Below are 16774 nucleotides of genomic sequence, written 5' to 3'. Positions count from 1 at the left end.
TATTAAAACATTTATAATTAAAAATATATTTTATTTAAAAGTCACTATTTATTTGTACTTTAAATAAAACACCCTAAAAAATGTGGCTTATAATACCTTGTACACTAGATAATATAAGGAGAGATAAAAATTATGCTAGTAGTTATTTCTCCAGCTAAAACGCTGGATTTTAATAAGATAAATGAAACTTTACCAATGACAAGTCCAAAATTTTTAAAAGAAGCTAGACTCCTAGTAGAAGAATTAAAAAAATATGATTCTTATTCATTAGGTAAGCTAATGAAAACAAGTGATAAATTATCATTATTAAATAAAAATAGATTTGATATTTGGAATGAATCTTTTGATAATTCAAGACAATGCTTAATAGCTTTTAAAGGAGAGGTATTTAAGGGTATCGATGTTGGAAGCTTTAACATAGAAGATTTATTTTATACAAACGATCATTTAAGAATCTTGTCCGGATTATATGGTGTCTTAAACCCATTTGATGGGGTAAATCCTTATAGATTAGAAATGGGAACAAAACTTTCTTTTGATAATTATAAAAATTTATATGATTATTGGGGAGACAAATTAAAGTATAAAATAATAGAAGGTATAAAATCTACTGGTGATAATATATTAGTAAATTTAGCGTCTTATGAATATTTTAAATCTATAGAAGGAATAGATAGACTAGATACATCAATAAATATTGTAACTCCTATATTTAAGGAATATAGACATGGTGAATATAAAATAGTAACTATGAAAGCTAAAAAAGCTCGCGGTCTTATGACTTCATTTATAATGAAAAATAAAATTAATAATATAGAGGATTTAAAGAAATTTGATTTAGAAGGATACTTCTATAATGAAGAGCTTTCAAATAATAATGATTTAGTGTTCACTTTAGAAAATTAGCTATTTCTGTTGTTAACTATTTATTTTATATTTCTTTAATAAATAATAATAGTCTGTTTAATTAAGAAAAACTTCTCTTAAATTAAACAGACTATTTGCGTATTTAATATTTACTTTTTATAAACTAGCTCCTTAATATTATGATTTTCAAACGCAACTGTCTCTAATATATGATTATATATTTTTTGTGTTTGCGCCCATCTATCAGGACAATTCAACACAACTATAATTATATCTTTACCTTGATGATTTACAGATGAAACTAAACATTTTCCTGCTCCACCAGTATAACCTGTTTTCACACCATTTGCTTCTGGAATAAGCCAAAGTATCTTGTTTATATTGTTATAGTCTCTTGTAAAATTATATTTTTCTTTACTAATTTGTTTTGAACCAACTATTTCTCTAAATAAATCATATTCCATACCTTTGGCAGTTAAAATAGCTAAATCATATGCTGAAGAATAATGTGAATTACTATCTAATCCATGAGGAGATTCAAAATGCGAATCTATTATTCCAATACCAGTTGCATAATGATTCATTATTTGTGCAAATCCTTCAACAGAGCCTCCTAATGATTCAGCTATAGCTATTGCTGCATCATTTCCTGATTTAAACATTAGACCAAAAGCAAGTTCTTTCAATCTTATTTCTTCTCCTGCTTTATACCCAACTTTTGATCCCCTTATCGAAGCAGCCTTTTTACTTATAACTACTTTTTTATCTAAATCACCTTGCTCAATGGCAACTATTGCTGTAAGTATCTTTGTTGTACTTGCCATAGGTACTATTTCATATGCGTTTTGTTCAAAAAGTACTTCTTTAGATTCTCTGTCTAGTGCTATAGCACATCTTGCATTTACTCTAAAATTATCTTTTAATTTGCTATCTGCTAAAGCAGCTTTTGAGAAAATTTGAAAAAACATAATGCTCAGTAACATTGTTATTACTATATTATTTTTAATAGTTTTTCTCATAATACTCACCTTCTTAATTACTACTTACTTAATTACTTGATTACTACTTACTTCTATTTTTCCTTGAAATTTTAATTTTAAACCTATACTTCAAAAAAAATCAGTTTTATTTTTGGATAATATGTCAATAATTATAATACATTTAGAAATTGGAGATATATTTATGAAATTGTTTTTACTTATATTAACGATAATTATCCTTGCACCTATTCCATTAAAAATTAGTATTTACTATTCATTTGATAATTATTATATAAAGTTATATAAATTTACTATAATATCAAAAGAAAAGATTAAAAATAAAAAGCAAAACTCAAATATAAAATCTAAATCACACGAAAAAAAGAAAGACTTTTTAAATATTTTTGATATGATACATAAAAAATATTTAATAGAAAAATTATATAACTCAAAATTTAAACCCAAAATTAATTTAAAAGGTGATTTGGATTATAGTCTTAACGATGCTGCACATACCGCAATATTTTATGGAATATTATCTCAGATTAATCCTATATTTTACTTTGCTTTAAGTATACTATATAAAATAAATAAGTTTAAATTTAATATAAATCCTATATTTAAGGATAAATTTTTAGTAAAATTTGAAATTTCAAGTATAATATTCATTTCTATTGTAAAAGTTATATATATATTGATTCTTATATTTAAATCAATACTTTATTCTGAGGAGGTGGACCCCTATATAGGGAATAATTATGACAAATGAACAACCCGTTGAAAAATTGATGAAAAGTACAATGGAAAATCTTAGAGATATGATTGATGTAAATACAGTAATAGGTGATGCCGTTGAAACACGTGATGGTACTTATATCATTCCTGTTTCAAAATTAAGTTTTGGTTTTGCCTCCGGAGGAGCTGAATACTCTACATTAGATAGAAGTTCTAATAATGAATCGGATTTTCCTTTCGGTGGTGGATCAGGTGCTGGTGTTTCTGTTAAACCAGTTGCATTTTTAATAGTTAAAGAAGATGGTATAAGGATGATTCCTGTGGATCAAGATTCTACCTATGATAGAATTGTTGATTCAGTACCTCAGGTAATAGACATGGCAAAAGATTTAATAAAAGAAATGAAAACTAAGAATAAAAATGTTAAACATGGTAATAATACTAATATCGATCTTGATATCACTGAAAACTTAAATACATCTTCTAGTGATACTACAGACGATTAAAAATAACTCCTAATTTTTTTAATTTCATACACATTAATTTAAATGGGTGTATTAATAAAACTTTAATACACCCATTTTTAATGATAAATTTTATTTTATACAAAAAATTTAATCAATTATTGTTTCTTCAATTTTAAATTTTTGTTTTAAATCTTTAATTATAATATTAATTTAAGTTTAAATAAATTATGTACTACTAAAATTCTGTTTCTAAATCATAAGATTTATCTTCTTCAAAGAAATCTAATGATGGGAGTTGATTTAAATCTTTAATTCCAAACTGTCTTAAAAATTCTTCAGTTGTTCCATATAGTATTGGTCTTCCTGGTACTTCTAATCTTCCTACTTCTTTAATAAGGTCTCTTTCTAACAATCTTTGAAGAGCACTTTCAGATTTTACACCTCTTATTTCATCAATGTCTATTCTAGTTATAGGTTGCTGATATGCTATTATTGATAAACTTTCTAATGAAGCTTGTGATAATGATTGTCTCTTGCTTTTTTTTAATAATTTTTGTATATACGTGCTATTTTCTGATTTTGTAACTAATTGATATGACCCCTTAATAGAAATAAGTTTTATTCCTCGTTCTTGAATGTCATACGCTTCCATCATTTCTTGTATAGTATTTTCAATAATTTTAAGTTCTTCTTCAAGATAAATTGACAAGTCTTTTGCTGTTAATGGCTCTCCACTTGCAAACAGTAACGCTTCAATTCCTGATTTTAAAGATTTTTTTTGAAATTCTTCTAAGAACTGAATTTGTAGTTTATCACTCTTCTCCATCATCTTGTCTCCTTTCAATTAATATATTATCAAAACTATCACTTTGGTATACTCGTACCTTTCTTAACTTTACCATTTCAAGTAAAGCTAAAAAGCTAACAATACATTCTAATTTACATTCACATTTATTAATAATTTCTGAAAATTTACTAACTTTATTATTTTCTATAAGTCCTAAAATATATTCAAGCTTGTCCTCAATTTTATATTTATCAACATATATTCTTTTTTGAATTACATTAGCTTTATTTTGTTTATTGTTGTATATTTCCAAAAGATTGTTATACATATTATATAATTCTAAAAGCGTCAAGTTTTTAAATATATCTTCATTATTATTTGGCAAATCGCTTTCTTCTATTATTTCTGGCTTTTTAGTATATAATTCACCTGAATTAACGTATCTATCTTTAAAGAATTCAGCTGCCTTCTTTATTTTCTTATACAAAATAAGTTTTTCAATAAGATCTTTTTCTTGATCTTCTTCATCCTCATCTTCATCTTTCTTAATTTTAGGCAATAAATGTTTAGATTTTATTTCTATTAATGTAGCTGCAACCACTATAAATTCAGATGTTATTTCTAAATCCATAAACTTCATATCGTCAATATACTTTAAATATTGATTTGTTATTTTTGATATTTCTACATTATAGATATCCATTTGGTTCTTCTTAATTAAATGAAGCAATAAATCAAATGGGCCTTCAAAATCTTTTACCTTAATACTTGGAAAATCCATATATTCACTCACCTTTTTAGCATGGATATTAGTATTTTACTATCTTCTTTAAATAATATCAATTAAATATATTTTAAACAAGCTTATTGCCTTTATAAAAATATATTGATTCTATAAATAAATAGTAAATTAAACCATATGAGTAATAAAAAAATATAAATTAAGGGAAGTTAAAAATAACTTCCCTTAAAATTCAATATATTATAAACACTAAGCTAAATCTATCTCTTAAAATTTCCTTCTATACACCTTTTTCAAATAAGTTTTTTATATTATATTTTATATTATCAAATAAATTACCTTTCTTTATATCTCTATCAGAGTATATATCTACTTCACCTACTTTTTCTTCGCCTAAATAAATTTCACATTTTCCTACTATATCACCCATTTTATATTCGGGTTTTAATTCTTCAATAACTATTTTCTTAGAAATTTCGCCATTGCTTCCTTTAGGTAATATTGCTGTTAAATCATCTTTTGCTTTTGCCATAAAGAATCTATCTGTTTGCTTATCCATAAGTACTTTTTCTACATCTTCATCTTTAGATACTATTTTTTTGCCTTCATATTTTGAAAATCCATGATTTAACAATATTCCTGCATCTCTATTTCTTATTTTATAAGTTGGTGCTCCCATAATTACAGTAAGCATTCTTACCTCATTTCTAGTTGCTGTTGCAGAAATACAATATTTTGCTTCGTTTGTAAAGCCTGTTTTTAATCCATCACAACCTTCAAAAAATCTAACTAATTTATTATGATTTACTAGTTCAATTGGTGACTTTCTTCCTTCTGAAATAGAATCCATATAAGTTCCTGTGTATTTTAATATAGTTGGATGTTTTAATAACTCAATAGACATTAAAGAAATATCACGTGCTGTTGATAAATGTCCATCTGCTGGAAGTCCATTACAGTTTTTGAATACTGTATTTTTCATTCCCAGTTCCTGAGCTCTTTTATTCATTAATACAACGAAGTCTGATTCTGTTCCACCTAAATATTCAGCCAAAGCAACTGCTGCATCGTTTCCAGAGGCTATAGCTACACCTTTTAATAATTCCTCAACACTTCTTATTTCACCTGTATCTAGTAACATTGTACTTCCACCCATTTTTTTTGCATTTTCACTACAAGTTACTTTATCATCTAATTTAATTTTACCATTATCTATTGCTTCCATTGTAAGAAGCATTGTCATAATTTTAGTTACAGATGCCGGTGCAAACTTTTCATCTGGATTTTTTTCATACACAACTTTTCCTGTTGTTGGTTCAATTAACAATGCTGATTTTGCTTCTACATTCATCCCCTCAGCTTTAACTTCATCCTCTAACATAGATGCATTTACAGCTCCTATTGGTATTAATATAATAGTTAAAACAAAAATCAATGTAAAAGATATTATTCTTTTTATATTATTTTTCATCAATCTTCCTCCCTTCAAAATTAGTGTTACCAAAATTATAAATAATATTATTATGAAACTATAAAATTCCTTATTATATGACAAGATTTTCAGTTTATTTTTATTTATCTTTACTATAAACAAACTCAATAAAAAATTCATACTACTTTTATAATTTAGCATGAGTTTTAAAGTTATATATCGTAAATATTATAGCAATCACTTTATTGAATTAGAATGAAGTAGGAAGGAAGCGATAAATACTAGAATACACCAAGAATATAAATACATTTCTATAAATTGACAAAAGCAGTTGATGATTACATAGAATTTTATAATAAAAAAGATTACAGAAAAATTTAAAAGGTCTAACTCCGATAGAATATCGAAATCAGACCTTACTATATATTTTTTTATCTGTCTACTTGACATGAGGCAGTTAAGATTACATTTTATTTAAAATTTAACACATTTCCTTTTCAGGTACTTCAGTTGGATCTTCAATTAGAGTCACAAAATTAAATTCATGATCATGTCCATCACTGATGGTTGTTTCACCTTTTACTAAATGAATGTGTTTTCCATTTGGAAGATAAATAGCTGGACCAGTAGTATTACAAATTCTGTGAAAATGATCACCGAATGTATCTGTAAATACTTCTATTTTGTGAACGTGAGATTTACCGCGCTTAATTGCAGGTCCAGTTATACCAGCAATACGATGATTGTGTACTACACCTTCATCATCTCTTGCATAATCTGTACTTGATTCAAATTCATGATCATGATTTTTTACTTCGTACCTATTATTTTCTTGAGAATTATTACAATTATCATAATATCCCATTTAGCATTTCTCCTTTGTTATTTAAGATACTATATACTATGTTCTTTTATATATTTATGTGCATTAAATAAAAATGTTGTATTATTCGCTTTTTATGCTAATATTATACTAATTTAAGCAAAAATACCAATTAGTGTAATGATATTAATTTTAATCCAATTAGAATTTTCATGATATACTGATATATGTCCTATATTTCATTAAATAATGAATCTTTAGTAAGCTATATCTGCCTTTGTTTTTATCATATATTTGTTTAATAATCTGCTTAAATCTTTTATATCACTAAATACTATATCTATGTTACTCTTTCTTCTTCACAGCTTTTATATCTATCACATGCTTCATTTCTTACTTTACATAAACATATTAAATTATACCTTTCCATCTTGTGTAGCATTTTACTTTCATCTTTCTCACCTCTTTGTGTTTAATTGAATAAAAAAGAACCCTATTTCTAGAGTTCTAATTATATACATATTTATATTAAACTTTATTGTCTAGGGTTTTCGAATGAAGGTGGTGTAGATTAGATGGTCCAGGATTTGATAAATTAAAGTAAAGTTTAGAATCCTATGTCACTCCAAAATCTTTATTAGATTCTGTTTTTTGTACTTTATTTAAAGCTTCTCTAAATAATGCATTGTGCGAACTACCATTTTCATATGGCTAAGTTCTTCAGCCCCAATATCTAAAAGTAAATCTTTTATTTCAGAATCTTTTTATTCTAAAACTTTGAGAGATATACTGCATTGTGTTTTAAGTTCATCATTACCTCCACCTAATTGTTCTTGCATTAATACTGCATATTGTGGATTAGGTCTTTGAACTTTAACTTCATGCAGCAATTGTTTTTTGTGTTCGAACATTTTGTTACCTTCTAATATTATTAATTTTAATTTTATTATTTATCTTTTAATTAATAATATTCATTTAATTTTCAATTAAAACGTAACTCTATTTTTACATTATTCTTCCAGGTAATACTGCATCTAGAATTCCGATGACTATAGCTGCTAACAATGCTCCTATTATAGATACATTCATATTAGGAACAAAAAATTGTGCTAAATATATTATTACAGCTGCAATAAAAAAACCTTTTGCGCCTTTTCCAATAGGTGATGCATCAACCCCCATAAATAATTCCACTAAATAATCTAGTACAGTTATTACAACCGCAGCTATCAAAAATGACCATAATCCATTAATAGTAAACCCTGGTGTAAAAAATGATGTTATCCCTAGAATAATTGCAACCGCTATTAATCTTCCTATCCAACCCAAAAAGCCACTACCATTTAAAGACTTTTCTTCATGTTCTTTATATTCCATTAATATTCCTCCCTTAATAGAAATAGCTTTATTTAATATATATTTATATATTTCCATCTAGTTTAAAAATATAACAATTTATAAAAACTTCAATAAATACTATAGGATATTTTGCATAATATATAAATACTGTATAAAATAAAATTATGGCAAATTCATCTTAAATAATATATATTTTATATTATTATGCGTTATTTAGTTTAATATAAATGCACTAAGAATTAACTTAGTGCATTTACATTTAATTATTTCTAAAGTCCTTTTTCGTAGCTTTCTACCATTCTTTTAACCATTTCTCCACCAACACTTCCATTTTGTTTTGAAGAAAGGTCACCTTTATATCCATTTTCATAATCTTGTAATCCAAATCCTGATGCAACCTCAGTTTTTAATCTGTTTAAACCTGCTTTTGCTTCTGGTACTAAAGTTCTGTTATTTGAAGCCATGTTAAATTACCTCCTTAAAGTTTTATATTAATAATTTGCCGGCATTAATATATTAACCAAGCTAGTAAATAATAATCTATAAAAATATTAACAAAATCAGCATTTAAAACTTTCATTACATAATTTTAGGTATTTTTCAAATTATAATTGTAATGATAATAAAAATACCCCCTATAACCTACTAATGTCTCAAATATAAACTTAAGATTTCAGTTATACAGAGTATCTTTATTGTATAAAAGGGTATTTGAGAATTTATGAGAGGTTATATGGTTAATAACCTAAGGTATCTTATAAAACATAATGGGGCACATTTTACTGGATACCTCTTACTTATTATTATAAAGGTTTATTTTAATTATTTTTCTAAATTTCTTATCATTTTCTTATCATATTTGTAGAATTGCGAACAAAAAAATATCGCAAATCCATTTCTTCTTAATAATGCGATATTTTAATTTGCTATTTATTTTTACTAATGCACATTTAAAGAAAAATCCGAAGTTAATACTACTGACCTTTTCTTTCTTTTAAATGTTGTGATACGTTTTGATTATAAATTAAACAAAGTAACTATTTAAGGTGATTTTGGAGTGATAGTTATTTCACCGTAACCAACTACTATAAGCATGTAGTCGGTCTGCATAGGTATTGTATCAATTTTTTTTGAATCAGGTTCTAATTTTATAATTTGCATATTCGCATAATCTTTATTATAAATGAACACGCTGACACCATTGGTTTTTGAAACATTTTTAATAGTATAGGCATTATCTGGTGAACCATTAAAATCAGCGAGAGTATAAATACCTTCCTTAAAAGTAGTAGCAACTGCAAATGTAGGTTTTAATTCAATTATATTAAAGGATAAACATAAAAAAATTGAGAATAAAGCAATAAATTTTTTCATCATACATCTCCTTTCAGTTAAAATGTTAACTAAAGTCACTATTTAGATTCCTCCGGGGTAATATATACTTCTCCTTTACCAAGTATTACAACTCTGTAATTAGGAAGTATAGGTACCGTAATGTGTTCTTCTGAATCAGGTGTTAGTCGTATAGCATGAAGTATAACTTGATTTTCATCTAAAACAATAAAATAAATTGTATTCGTTGAGGAAATGTTTGAAAAAAAATAAGTATTATTTTTTGAAGGATTAAAATCGGATAATTGATAAATACCTTGGGTAAAGGTATTACCAATTGCAAATGCAGGTTTTAATCCGATTACATTAAAGGTTACACATAAAAAAATTAAGAATAAAACAGTGAATCTCTTCATTACTCACACACCTTTCGCTTATATTATGCACAATAATAATATTAGTGCTTTCAGAAAGTACGTTTTTAATTTCAAACAAAGAGAAATCCTCTATAGTTCTTGTGTTATTTAGTACTTTAAAATTATTTTATTAAATATATTGAGTATAACTCAATTAACTTACTTATTTAATAACACTACAATCAATATAGAATACAAAGGAGATGAAATTAATGGAAGGTGGAATGCGAAAGCGTGGTAGTTCGTGGTATTATTACTTTGAATCTAGAAGAGTAAATGGAAAAAGAATTGAACGTAAAGGTGGAGCTACAAAAAAAGAAGCTCAACAAGCATTAAGAATGGTTTTAAATGAATTTAATAATACTGGTTCTTATGTTAATGAAATAAATATGTCTTTTTCTGATTTTTTAGATTATTGGTTTGATGAATATGTTATGAAAAATTGTAAATATAATACTCAACAAACTTATAAAACTTTTGTAAATATAAATTTAAAACCTAATTTAGGCATATATAAATTAAAGCAATTGAATTATGCTGGATTATAGGAATTTTTAAATAAACAATATGCAAAAGGTTATTCTAAAAATACTTTATCTAGATTAAAAAGTATTATCTCACATTCATTAAAAATGGCAGTTTTTCCTTATGCTTTAATAAAAGTTAACCCTGCTTAACATTTAATTATTCCTAGATTTGATAATATTTCTAAAAAGAATATTGTTATATCTGTAGAAAATTTTAATAAAATAATTGAACAATTTCCTTGTGAGACTAGCTTTTATATTCCTTCACAAATAGCTTTCAATACTGGTATGCGTGCTGGTGAAATATGTGGACTAACTTAGGATTGTGTAGATTTTGAAAAGAAAACTATAAAAGTTGAAAAGATATTAGTATTTAAAACTAAACAAGGCTATGAATTTAGTACTCCTAAAACTAAAAAATCTATTAGGGCAATAAGTATTGGAGATACATTAATTAATATTCTTAAAGCACATAAAAAATGGCAAGAACAAAATAAAAAAGAATATGGAAATTATTATGATGATAATAATTTCGTATGCACAAAAGAAAATGGCTCTTTTGTAACCATGACGTCTTTAAGATACCTTTCTAGAATTGTTAACATGGAATTACAAATAGAATTTAATTTTCATTCCTTAAGACACACTCATGCAACAATGCTTCTAGAAGGTGGAGCTAATATTAAAGATATTCAAGATAGATTAGGTCATTCAAGTTTACCTACAACTATGAATATATATTTTCATGTTACAAACAAAATGAAAAATGATACTGTAAATATTTTAGAGAATATAATTAACAATAAAAAATCACCTAAATAAGGTGATTTTTTATTGTTAATTTTGCCACCGAGTTGATTCTTCCGGTGGCAAATGGGTGGCAAATAGCCTAAATCCCCCATTTTTCTATTTTTTATATAATGCCTAATCCCGCGTGAAATCAAGCTCTTGGATGTGTATTCATATATATAAAATTAATTTTATCATTATTAATGATTTCATAATAAGTATCCATATATGTTAATACTTGATTTCCAAGTAACTTTTGTACAGCTCTTACATTTGCACCATTTTGAAGTAAATGTACTGCAAATGAATGTCTAAATGTATTTAAATTTACATCTTTATCTATGTGTGCTTTTTTAGAATATTCTTTTACTATTCTCCAAATCCCTTGTCTTGTTAATTTATTTCCATTTAAATTAACAAATAAGTTAGGCACTCCACATTCAGCTATTTTATATCTTATGCTAAGGTATTCATTTAACGCTTTACACGCACTTCTACCTATAGGTATTAATCTTTCAAAATTTCTACTATCAGTGCATCTTACAAAATGTAATTCCAAGTTAATATCATCTACATTCAAAGATATTAGTTCAGATACCTTCATTCCAGTAGCATACATAAGCTCTAGCAATGCGTTGTCTCTAATTCCTTTTGGACAATCTTTTTCTACTGTTCTAATTATTTTATCTACTTCATCTACTGTTAAGATTTGTGGTAACTTTCTATTATTTTTAGAGCTTTTATACTCTATCTTTGGTACCTCATTTATTAATGACTGACTTTTTAAATAAGAGTAAAAACTCCTAAGACTTATAACTATTCTATTTATAGATCTTTCCGATTTTCCTGACTCTAATAAATATTGAATATATGCCATCACTGTTAATTTATCACTCTTATATACATCTATACCTTTCTTATCCAAAAACTTAAGATATAATGTCACATCTGTTACATAAGCATATATAGTATTTTCACTTTTTCCACTATCAAATAAATATTCTTTATAGTTATTTATACTATCTACCATTACTCTCTCCTATACCATTGATTATGAATTAATATTCGACAAAATTATCATTTTTCCTCTTTAATTAAGATTTATATCTTAAGTTTATAATTTTCTATATATGTTTTTTAATTATAAAACTAATAAAATTTAGTAACCACAAATTTTATAAAATTAGGTGACACATAAGTTTCTATAATAGCTGCAAATACAAAGAATCCTAAGATTACAATCAATTTATTTCCTAATGAATTAAAAAATGGATCATTAAAATTTGCTCTTTTAAAAAACTTACTTTTAAATTTTTGAGTTGACATAGCTAATGCTATAACACTTAATGCTATAAAACAAGGAATATAAATTAAATTTTGAGGAATTACAGATACTAATGCTAGTCCAATACCTTTGCCCTGAAAAGTTGTTAGTATAAACGAAAACGTATATCCTAACGTAAACCCTTTAAACATATCTAAAACTAATATGAACGGCATTCCAAAAAAAGTAAAACCAAACATGACTATAGGTATAATTAGCAACATATTCTTTTTTATAACATTAATTAACAAATTTTCATAATTAATAGGCGTGTCCCCTATCGAAGATGTAAAACTTGAAAAATAGCTTAACAAATCATTTCTGTTAGATTCGCTCATGTACTTTACTACATAAAGTCCAAAAGATATTCCGATGCAAAACATTATTAATACCATGAAAAAATATACTTTTTTATCTTTAAAGGTTTGACCAAGCTTATTCACCATATAATTCACCACTTATTCCTCCTTGAGTTACTCTATTTTATACTATGTTTAACATTTCCATATTATTCATAGTACTTAACAAAATATATGTTAATTAAAATACTAGAATTTCTTTTATAAAACCTTTGAAAATGTGATGGACACTTACTTTATAAACTTTTTAATTACATAAAAAATAGATGACTCGTATTAAGTCATCTAAAAAATTTTTATTATTTTCTAATCCATATTGAATATGATTTATTATTTACTTTAAAATTCCCATTACCTTCATTGTCTATTAGTATTTCTTCTTTTATATTTCCTGTTATATCTATAAAAGCAGTATTTATATTTTTAGTACCCATAAACATATTTTTACTACCTTCATTACCATTACTTATTAATACTGCAACACCTGAATTCTCATGCACTAAATCACCTTGTCTAGTCCACCCAATTATATTTTTATCATCAAAATAATTACATTGATCACCATAAGCATATTCTTTTCTTACATTTAAAATCACATCCAACTCATTCTTAAAACCATCAAATCCCTTTTCAGGAATTCCATAATAATCACCATAAAATACACATGGATATCCTTCTTGCCTTGTTAATATAAATGTGTATGCTATTAATTTAAACCATGGTTTTACCCAAGATTCAAGATCCTGACCTGGTTCAGTATCATGATTGTCAATAAAAGTCACTGAGATTTTTTCATCATGTTCTAATAAAGTATTTTGAGTTAATGTTCTCATATCAAAGTTTTCTTCTAAATTACTCGCTTCATAAAATTTATAATGAAGTGGCACATCAAACAACGACATAACATTTTGTGATTTACCAATATAATATTTTAATTTATTTATATCTCCAGACCAATATTCACCAACTGCAAATACATTATCACATTTTTTACTTCTAATATCATTTAGCCATTCTGTAAAAAAATCGAATTTTATATGTTTTATTGCATCTAATCTAAAACCATCTATCTTACATTCATTTATATACCAATTTCCCCATGTTTTAAGCTCTTCTACAACATCTCTACTATCTATATCTAAATCCGCACACATTAAAAAATCAAAATTTCCATTTTCATTATCTACATCTTGTTCCCATTCTTTACCCACAAATTTAAATATTCCATTTTGTTTCGTTAAATCATCAAAGTCTACCCCATCAAAATCTTTTGCACTCCATTTATAAGAAGAGTACTTGTCATTTCTTCCTGAAAAATTAAATACAGTAAATGACCTTATTTCTTTTTCTTCTCCTATAATATTATTTCTGTTATTGCTATCTACTAGTTGAGCTTTTACACATTCACTTTCATCTGCACCTGCTTTATGATTCAATACAACATCTGCATAAACTTTTATTCTATTATTATGTGCTTCATTTATTGCATCCAAATATTGCTCTTTAGTACCATATTTAGTTTTTATGGTTCCTTTTTGATCAAATTCCCCTAAATCATATAAATCATACGCTCCATATCCAACATCATTAATACCACCTACCCCTTTATAAGCAGGTGGAAGCCATAATGCGGTAATCCCTTTTTCACTTAATTCTTTAGAATTTTCTTTTACTTTATTCCAAAGAGAGCCATCATTAGGATAATACCATTCAAAATATTGCATCATGGTTTTATTTGTCACTTTTGTATCTTCTATGTAAGCTTTATCTTCATTTTTTTCTACATCTTTAGCTTTGTCTTGTTCTAAATTTAAATACATTGCTCCTCCTATTATTGCAAATACGATTATTATTAAAATAATTTTTATTGTCATTATTAACCTCTCCTTAATCCACTGAAATTATGCTTCCGGTAACGTTACCAGTTAATTTTTAAATATTAAGATAGGATTAATTCCTATCTTAAGTCATATAAGTTTTAATTTATTCCCACCCTAAAATAAAAGCTTTCTCATTAATTCTTATTAATCGTCCATTAAATTTTTCTATTAGAATCTCTTCCATATTATCTACTTCTCTATAAATAACTTGCTTTATTCCATCTGCTGAACCTACACGTTCAACACCTTCATACCAAATTATTTTGTTTTGATCTACAGACAATTTATTTCTAAATTTTTTATATTTAAATATATTTACTGCAATTTTACTAAAAGATATTTTTTCTGCTATTTTAAGAATAACAATATCTATTGTATCTCTTATAGAAAGTAATTCACATTCATCTTTCATATCATATAAAGTTTTTATAAATTTAATTCCATCATCTAAAGTGAAATTTTCTTTATTTTTTAATTCATTTATTTTTTCAATAAGCACATCTTGACCATATTTTTTTGAATTCATAATTTAATCCCCTCTCTTTTACATTACTCTTGCCCATAAAGTGTAAACAATTTCATTTTAATAATTGACAAGTTAAATTTAAATAATTATACTTTATAAAAGTATAATTTAGAAGTCTTATACTCATATGGTAAAGGTTTCTATATTGCATGTCAATATTATTTTAGGTAAACTAAACTAGGATTAATTTTATTGTATGAAAAATTTTTGCATTAAAGTAAATCTTAATTTTTACATTAATACATTTTAATTTATATAAATATACTTAATGAGGTGAGAATATTGAATATTTACATTACAAATGAACATTTTTACGAAACTTGGTTTTGCTTTAATAAAGGAGATGAAAAAGAGAATCTTTTAGAACTTCAGAATAGAACTTCTGCTTCAATATATACATATTCTAATGAAGAAACAAATGATATTGAATTTGTAGCAATAAAACCTGAAGAATTTAATTTACTTTCATATCCTTATTCTTGGTGTGAAAATCCTATACTAAGATTTTCTACTAGAGGTATTGAACTATCTGATGAATTAATTCTCCAAGGTAACTCTAGCTTTGATGGAAGAATACCTCATGGTTATCTTAATGCAGAAATTAAATTAGAAAATCTAGATGAAAATATAATAAGATGTTCCTCTATATCTATAGATGAATTAATTATTTATGCTAGGTATCTTTGGTGCGAGGATATGGAACTTGATTATTTATTTTCAGATGAAGCATTATATATAAGAGAAAAAATTGAGCTTGGAAAAGATAAAGCTTCAAAATTTTGTAATGATCAACCTTATATGAATTATTTCGATGATATTGAATAAAATTAAATTTTCTTACTAATATCTAAATATAATACACTATGGTACTCATTTGCACATTAGTCTGTACTTAATTAGTATTATTTAAAATGAAAAGAGATATAAATATATGCTTATAGATATTTATATCTCTTTTATTTATAAGCTAGGTTTTCTTTAGATACATATGTAATTAAAGAAGTAAACATCTCTAGTTTCTTATTATACTAAAATTCACATGTACGTATATTTTTTTGTTATCATATATTATTGTGAATCTCTTTTTGTGAAGATATAAATGAACTATAAAGATTATGATGAGATCAACACTGATGCCGACTATAAAAATAATAATGAAGAAAACTTTACAGATAACATAGAGCTGTTTCTTAGAAATTTAGATATTAGTTTAGCTAACCTTGAAAAAGTAGGCGCTATTTTTGTAACTTTAGGCTATTCTACATTCTTATGTGGAGCAGATTTAGATATTTCAGAAGCCTTAGGAATAAATAATTCTGATGTAGTTCCTATTAGCATTTTTTTATTTGGACAGCAATTAATTTTAATAGGCTTCAATCTTTTATTCAATTAGAAGCTATAGATATAAATAAAATTTCTACTGAATAAT

General features: G+C 25.6%; 18 protein-coding genes and 3 pseudogenes. 7 read left to right on the top strand and 14 right to left on the bottom strand.

The window, feature by feature from the left end:
* The first annotated feature begins 132 nt into the window (after positions 1 to 132).
* Positions 133 to 906: a peroxide stress protein YaaA gene (gene yaaA / locus RYM86_RS09500; RefSeq protein ID WP_315079940.1), complete on the top strand. Its 774-nt coding sequence runs from the start codon at positions 133 to 135 to the stop codon at positions 904 to 906.
* A 110-nt stretch (positions 907 to 1016) separates the two neighbouring features.
* Here yaaA and RYM86_RS09495 read toward each other — a convergent pair whose 3' ends face one another.
* Positions 1017 to 1886, bottom strand: coding sequence for a D-alanyl-D-alanine carboxypeptidase family protein (locus tag RYM86_RS09495; protein ID WP_315079938.1), 870 nt, complete (start codon positions 1884 to 1886; stop codon positions 1017 to 1019).
* A gap of 163 nt (positions 1887 to 2049) precedes the next feature.
* Here RYM86_RS09495 and RYM86_RS09490 point away from each other — a divergent pair, with 163 nt between their 5' ends.
* Together RYM86_RS09490 and ytfJ are read left to right on the top strand one after the other, a co-directional pair.
* Positions 2050 to 2616: a DUF2953 domain-containing protein gene (locus tag RYM86_RS09490; protein ID WP_315079937.1), complete on the top strand. Its 567-nt coding sequence runs from the start codon at positions 2050 to 2052 to the stop codon at positions 2614 to 2616.
* A complete protein-coding gene (gene ytfJ, locus RYM86_RS09485) occupies positions 2606 to 3088 on the top strand; it encodes a GerW family sporulation protein (protein WP_315079936.1) in 483 nt (160 codons plus the stop codon). Before RYM86_RS09490 ends, ytfJ begins: the two co-directional genes overlap by 11 nt.
* A gap of 196 nt (positions 3089 to 3284) precedes the next feature.
* On the opposite strand, the gene scpB is transcribed toward ytfJ, so the two are convergent.
* The 3 genes from scpB to RYM86_RS09470 form a co-directional block, all read right to left on the bottom strand.
* On the bottom strand, positions 3285 to 3875 hold the full coding sequence (scpB, locus tag RYM86_RS09480) for an SMC-Scp complex subunit ScpB (RefSeq protein ID WP_399547555.1): 591 nt from the start codon (positions 3873 to 3875) through the stop codon (positions 3285 to 3287).
* Positions 3862 to 4617 (bottom strand): segregation/condensation protein A, encoded by a 756-nt coding sequence (locus RYM86_RS09475; RefSeq protein WP_315079933.1) that lies wholly within the window; start codon positions 4615 to 4617, stop codon positions 3862 to 3864. Before RYM86_RS09475 ends, scpB begins: the two co-directional genes overlap by 14 nt.
* A gap of 241 nt (positions 4618 to 4858) precedes the next feature.
* Positions 4859 to 6049 carry a D-alanyl-D-alanine carboxypeptidase family protein gene (locus RYM86_RS09470; RefSeq protein WP_315079932.1) on the bottom strand — a complete coding sequence of 397 codons (1191 nt, stop codon included), beginning with the start codon at positions 6047 to 6049 and terminating at the stop codon, positions 4859 to 4861.
* Between the two features lie 323 nt (positions 6050 to 6372).
* Between RYM86_RS09470 and RYM86_RS18505 the strand changes: the two are divergent.
* A pseudogene (locus RYM86_RS18505) lies at positions 6373 to 6462 on the top strand (IS3 family transposase); the annotation flags it as partial.
* A gap of 29 nt (positions 6463 to 6491) precedes the next feature.
* Here RYM86_RS18505 and RYM86_RS09465 read toward each other — a convergent pair.
* The 6 genes and pseudogenes from RYM86_RS09465 to RYM86_RS09440 all read right to left on the bottom strand — a co-directional run bounded on the left by RYM86_RS09465 (position 6492) and on the right by RYM86_RS09440 (position 9940).
* On the bottom strand, positions 6492 to 6875 hold the full coding sequence (locus RYM86_RS09465; protein ID WP_315079931.1) for a YmaF family protein: 384 nt from the start codon (positions 6873 to 6875) through the stop codon (positions 6492 to 6494).
* Between the two features lie 493 nt (positions 6876 to 7368).
* Positions 7369 to 7744: pseudogene (locus tag RYM86_RS09460) on the bottom strand (manganese catalase family protein).
* Between the two features lie 94 nt (positions 7745 to 7838).
* Positions 7839 to 8210 carry a phage holin family protein gene (locus RYM86_RS09455; protein WP_315079928.1) on the bottom strand — a complete coding sequence of 124 codons (372 nt, stop codon included), beginning with the start codon at positions 8208 to 8210 and terminating at the stop codon, positions 7839 to 7841.
* A 251-nt stretch (positions 8211 to 8461) separates the two neighbouring features.
* A complete protein-coding gene (locus tag RYM86_RS09450; protein WP_315079925.1) occupies positions 8462 to 8656 on the bottom strand; it encodes an alpha/beta-type small acid-soluble spore protein in 195 nt (64 codons plus the stop codon).
* Positions 8657 to 9233: 577 nt separating this feature from the next.
* Positions 9234 to 9605 carry a hypothetical protein gene (locus RYM86_RS09445; RefSeq protein WP_315079924.1) on the bottom strand — a complete coding sequence of 124 codons (372 nt, stop codon included), beginning with the start codon at positions 9603 to 9605 and terminating at the stop codon, positions 9234 to 9236.
* Complete coding sequence (locus RYM86_RS09440; RefSeq protein WP_315079922.1) at positions 9605 to 9940, bottom strand: hypothetical protein; 336 nt, start codon at positions 9938 to 9940, stop codon at positions 9605 to 9607. Before RYM86_RS09440 ends, RYM86_RS09445 begins: the two co-directional genes overlap by 1 nt.
* Positions 9941 to 10152: 212 nt before the next feature.
* On the opposite strand from RYM86_RS09440, the pseudogene RYM86_RS09435 reads away from it, so the two are divergent.
* A pseudogene (locus tag RYM86_RS09435) lies at positions 10153 to 11289 on the top strand (tyrosine-type recombinase/integrase).
* Positions 11290 to 11407: 118 nt separating this feature from the next.
* Here the strand turns inward: RYM86_RS09435 and RYM86_RS09430 are convergent.
* The 4 genes from RYM86_RS09430 to RYM86_RS09415 all read right to left on the bottom strand — a co-directional run bounded on the left by RYM86_RS09430 (position 11408) and on the right by RYM86_RS09415 (position 15345).
* On the bottom strand, positions 11408 to 12286 hold the full coding sequence (locus tag RYM86_RS09430) for a tyrosine-type recombinase/integrase (RefSeq protein WP_315079921.1): 879 nt from the start codon (positions 12284 to 12286) through the stop codon (positions 11408 to 11410).
* Positions 12287 to 12405: 119 nt separating this feature from the next.
* Positions 12406 to 13038, bottom strand: a complete 633-nt coding sequence (gene spoIIM / locus RYM86_RS09425; protein ID WP_315079920.1) for a stage II sporulation protein M — start codon at positions 13036 to 13038, stop codon at positions 12406 to 12408.
* Between the two features lie 200 nt (positions 13039 to 13238).
* Positions 13239 to 14813 (bottom strand): alpha-amylase, encoded by a 1575-nt coding sequence (locus RYM86_RS09420; protein WP_315079919.1) that lies wholly within the window; start codon positions 14811 to 14813, stop codon positions 13239 to 13241.
* Positions 14814 to 14922: 109 nt separating this feature from the next.
* Entirely contained in the window at positions 14923 to 15345 is a 423-nt protein-coding gene (locus tag RYM86_RS09415; protein WP_315079917.1) for a hypothetical protein, read from the bottom strand.
* A gap of 282 nt (positions 15346 to 15627) precedes the next feature.
* On the opposite strand from RYM86_RS09415, the gene RYM86_RS09410 reads away from it, so the two are divergent.
* A complete protein-coding gene (locus RYM86_RS09410; RefSeq protein ID WP_315079916.1) occupies positions 15628 to 16170 on the top strand; it encodes a hypothetical protein in 543 nt (180 codons plus the stop codon).
* Between the two features lie 274 nt (positions 16171 to 16444).
* The gene (locus RYM86_RS09405) at positions 16445 to 16738 is read left to right on the top strand and encodes a hypothetical protein (protein ID WP_315079914.1); all 294 of its coding nucleotides are present in this window, start codon (positions 16445 to 16447) and stop codon (positions 16736 to 16738) included.
* The last annotated feature ends 36 nt before the right edge of the window (positions 16739 to 16774 follow it).

Source organism: uncultured Clostridium sp., assembly GCF_963527835.1.
Lineage (GTDB): Bacteria > Bacillota > Clostridia > Clostridiales > Clostridiaceae > Clostridium.
The sequence above is the reverse complement of the archived record's forward strand: the minus strand, read 5'-3'. Positions and strand labels throughout refer to the sequence as shown.

Excerpts from the sequence above, each read along its gene's own strand:
- yaaA (WP_315079940.1), top strand. The coding sequence starts at position 133 with ATGCTAGTAGTTATTTCTCCAGCTAAAACGCTGGATTTTAATAAGATA.
- RYM86_RS09495 (WP_315079938.1), bottom strand. The coding sequence starts at position 1,886 with ATGAGAAAAACTATTAAAAATAATATAGTAATAACAATGTTACTGAGC.
- RYM86_RS09490 (WP_315079937.1), top strand. The coding sequence starts at position 2,050 with ATGAAATTGTTTTTACTTATATTAACGATAATTATCCTTGCACCTATT.
- ytfJ (WP_315079936.1), top strand. The coding sequence starts at position 2,606 with ATGACAAATGAACAACCCGTTGAAAAATTGATGAAAAGTACAATGGAA.
- scpB (WP_399547555.1), bottom strand. The coding sequence starts at position 3,875 with ATGGAGAAGAGTGATAAACTACAAATTCAGTTCTTAGAAGAATTTCAA.
- RYM86_RS09475 (WP_315079933.1), bottom strand. The coding sequence starts at position 4,617 with ATGGATTTTCCAAGTATTAAGGTAAAAGATTTTGAAGGCCCATTTGAT.
- RYM86_RS09470 (WP_315079932.1), bottom strand. The coding sequence starts at position 6,049 with ATGAAAAATAATATAAAAAGAATAATATCTTTTACATTGATTTTTGTT.
- RYM86_RS09465 (WP_315079931.1), bottom strand. The coding sequence starts at position 6,875 with ATGGGATATTATGATAATTGTAATAATTCTCAAGAAAATAATAGGTAC.
- RYM86_RS09455 (WP_315079928.1), bottom strand. The coding sequence starts at position 8,210 with ATGGAATATAAAGAACATGAAGAAAAGTCTTTAAATGGTAGTGGCTTT.
- RYM86_RS09450 (WP_315079925.1), bottom strand. The coding sequence starts at position 8,656 with ATGGCTTCAAATAACAGAACTTTAGTACCAGAAGCAAAAGCAGGTTTA.
- RYM86_RS09440 (WP_315079922.1), bottom strand. The coding sequence starts at position 9,940 with ATGAAGAGATTCACTGTTTTATTCTTAATTTTTTTATGTGTAACCTTT.
- RYM86_RS09430 (WP_315079921.1), bottom strand. The coding sequence starts at position 12,286 with ATGGTAGATAGTATAAATAACTATAAAGAATATTTATTTGATAGTGGA.
- RYM86_RS09420 (WP_315079919.1), bottom strand. The coding sequence starts at position 14,813 with ATGACAATAAAAATTATTTTAATAATAATCGTATTTGCAATAATAGGA.
- RYM86_RS09415 (WP_315079917.1), bottom strand. The coding sequence starts at position 15,345 with ATGAATTCAAAAAAATATGGTCAAGATGTGCTTATTGAAAAAATAAAT.
- RYM86_RS09405 (WP_315079914.1), top strand. The coding sequence starts at position 16,445 with ATGAACTATAAAGATTATGATGAGATCAACACTGATGCCGACTATAAA.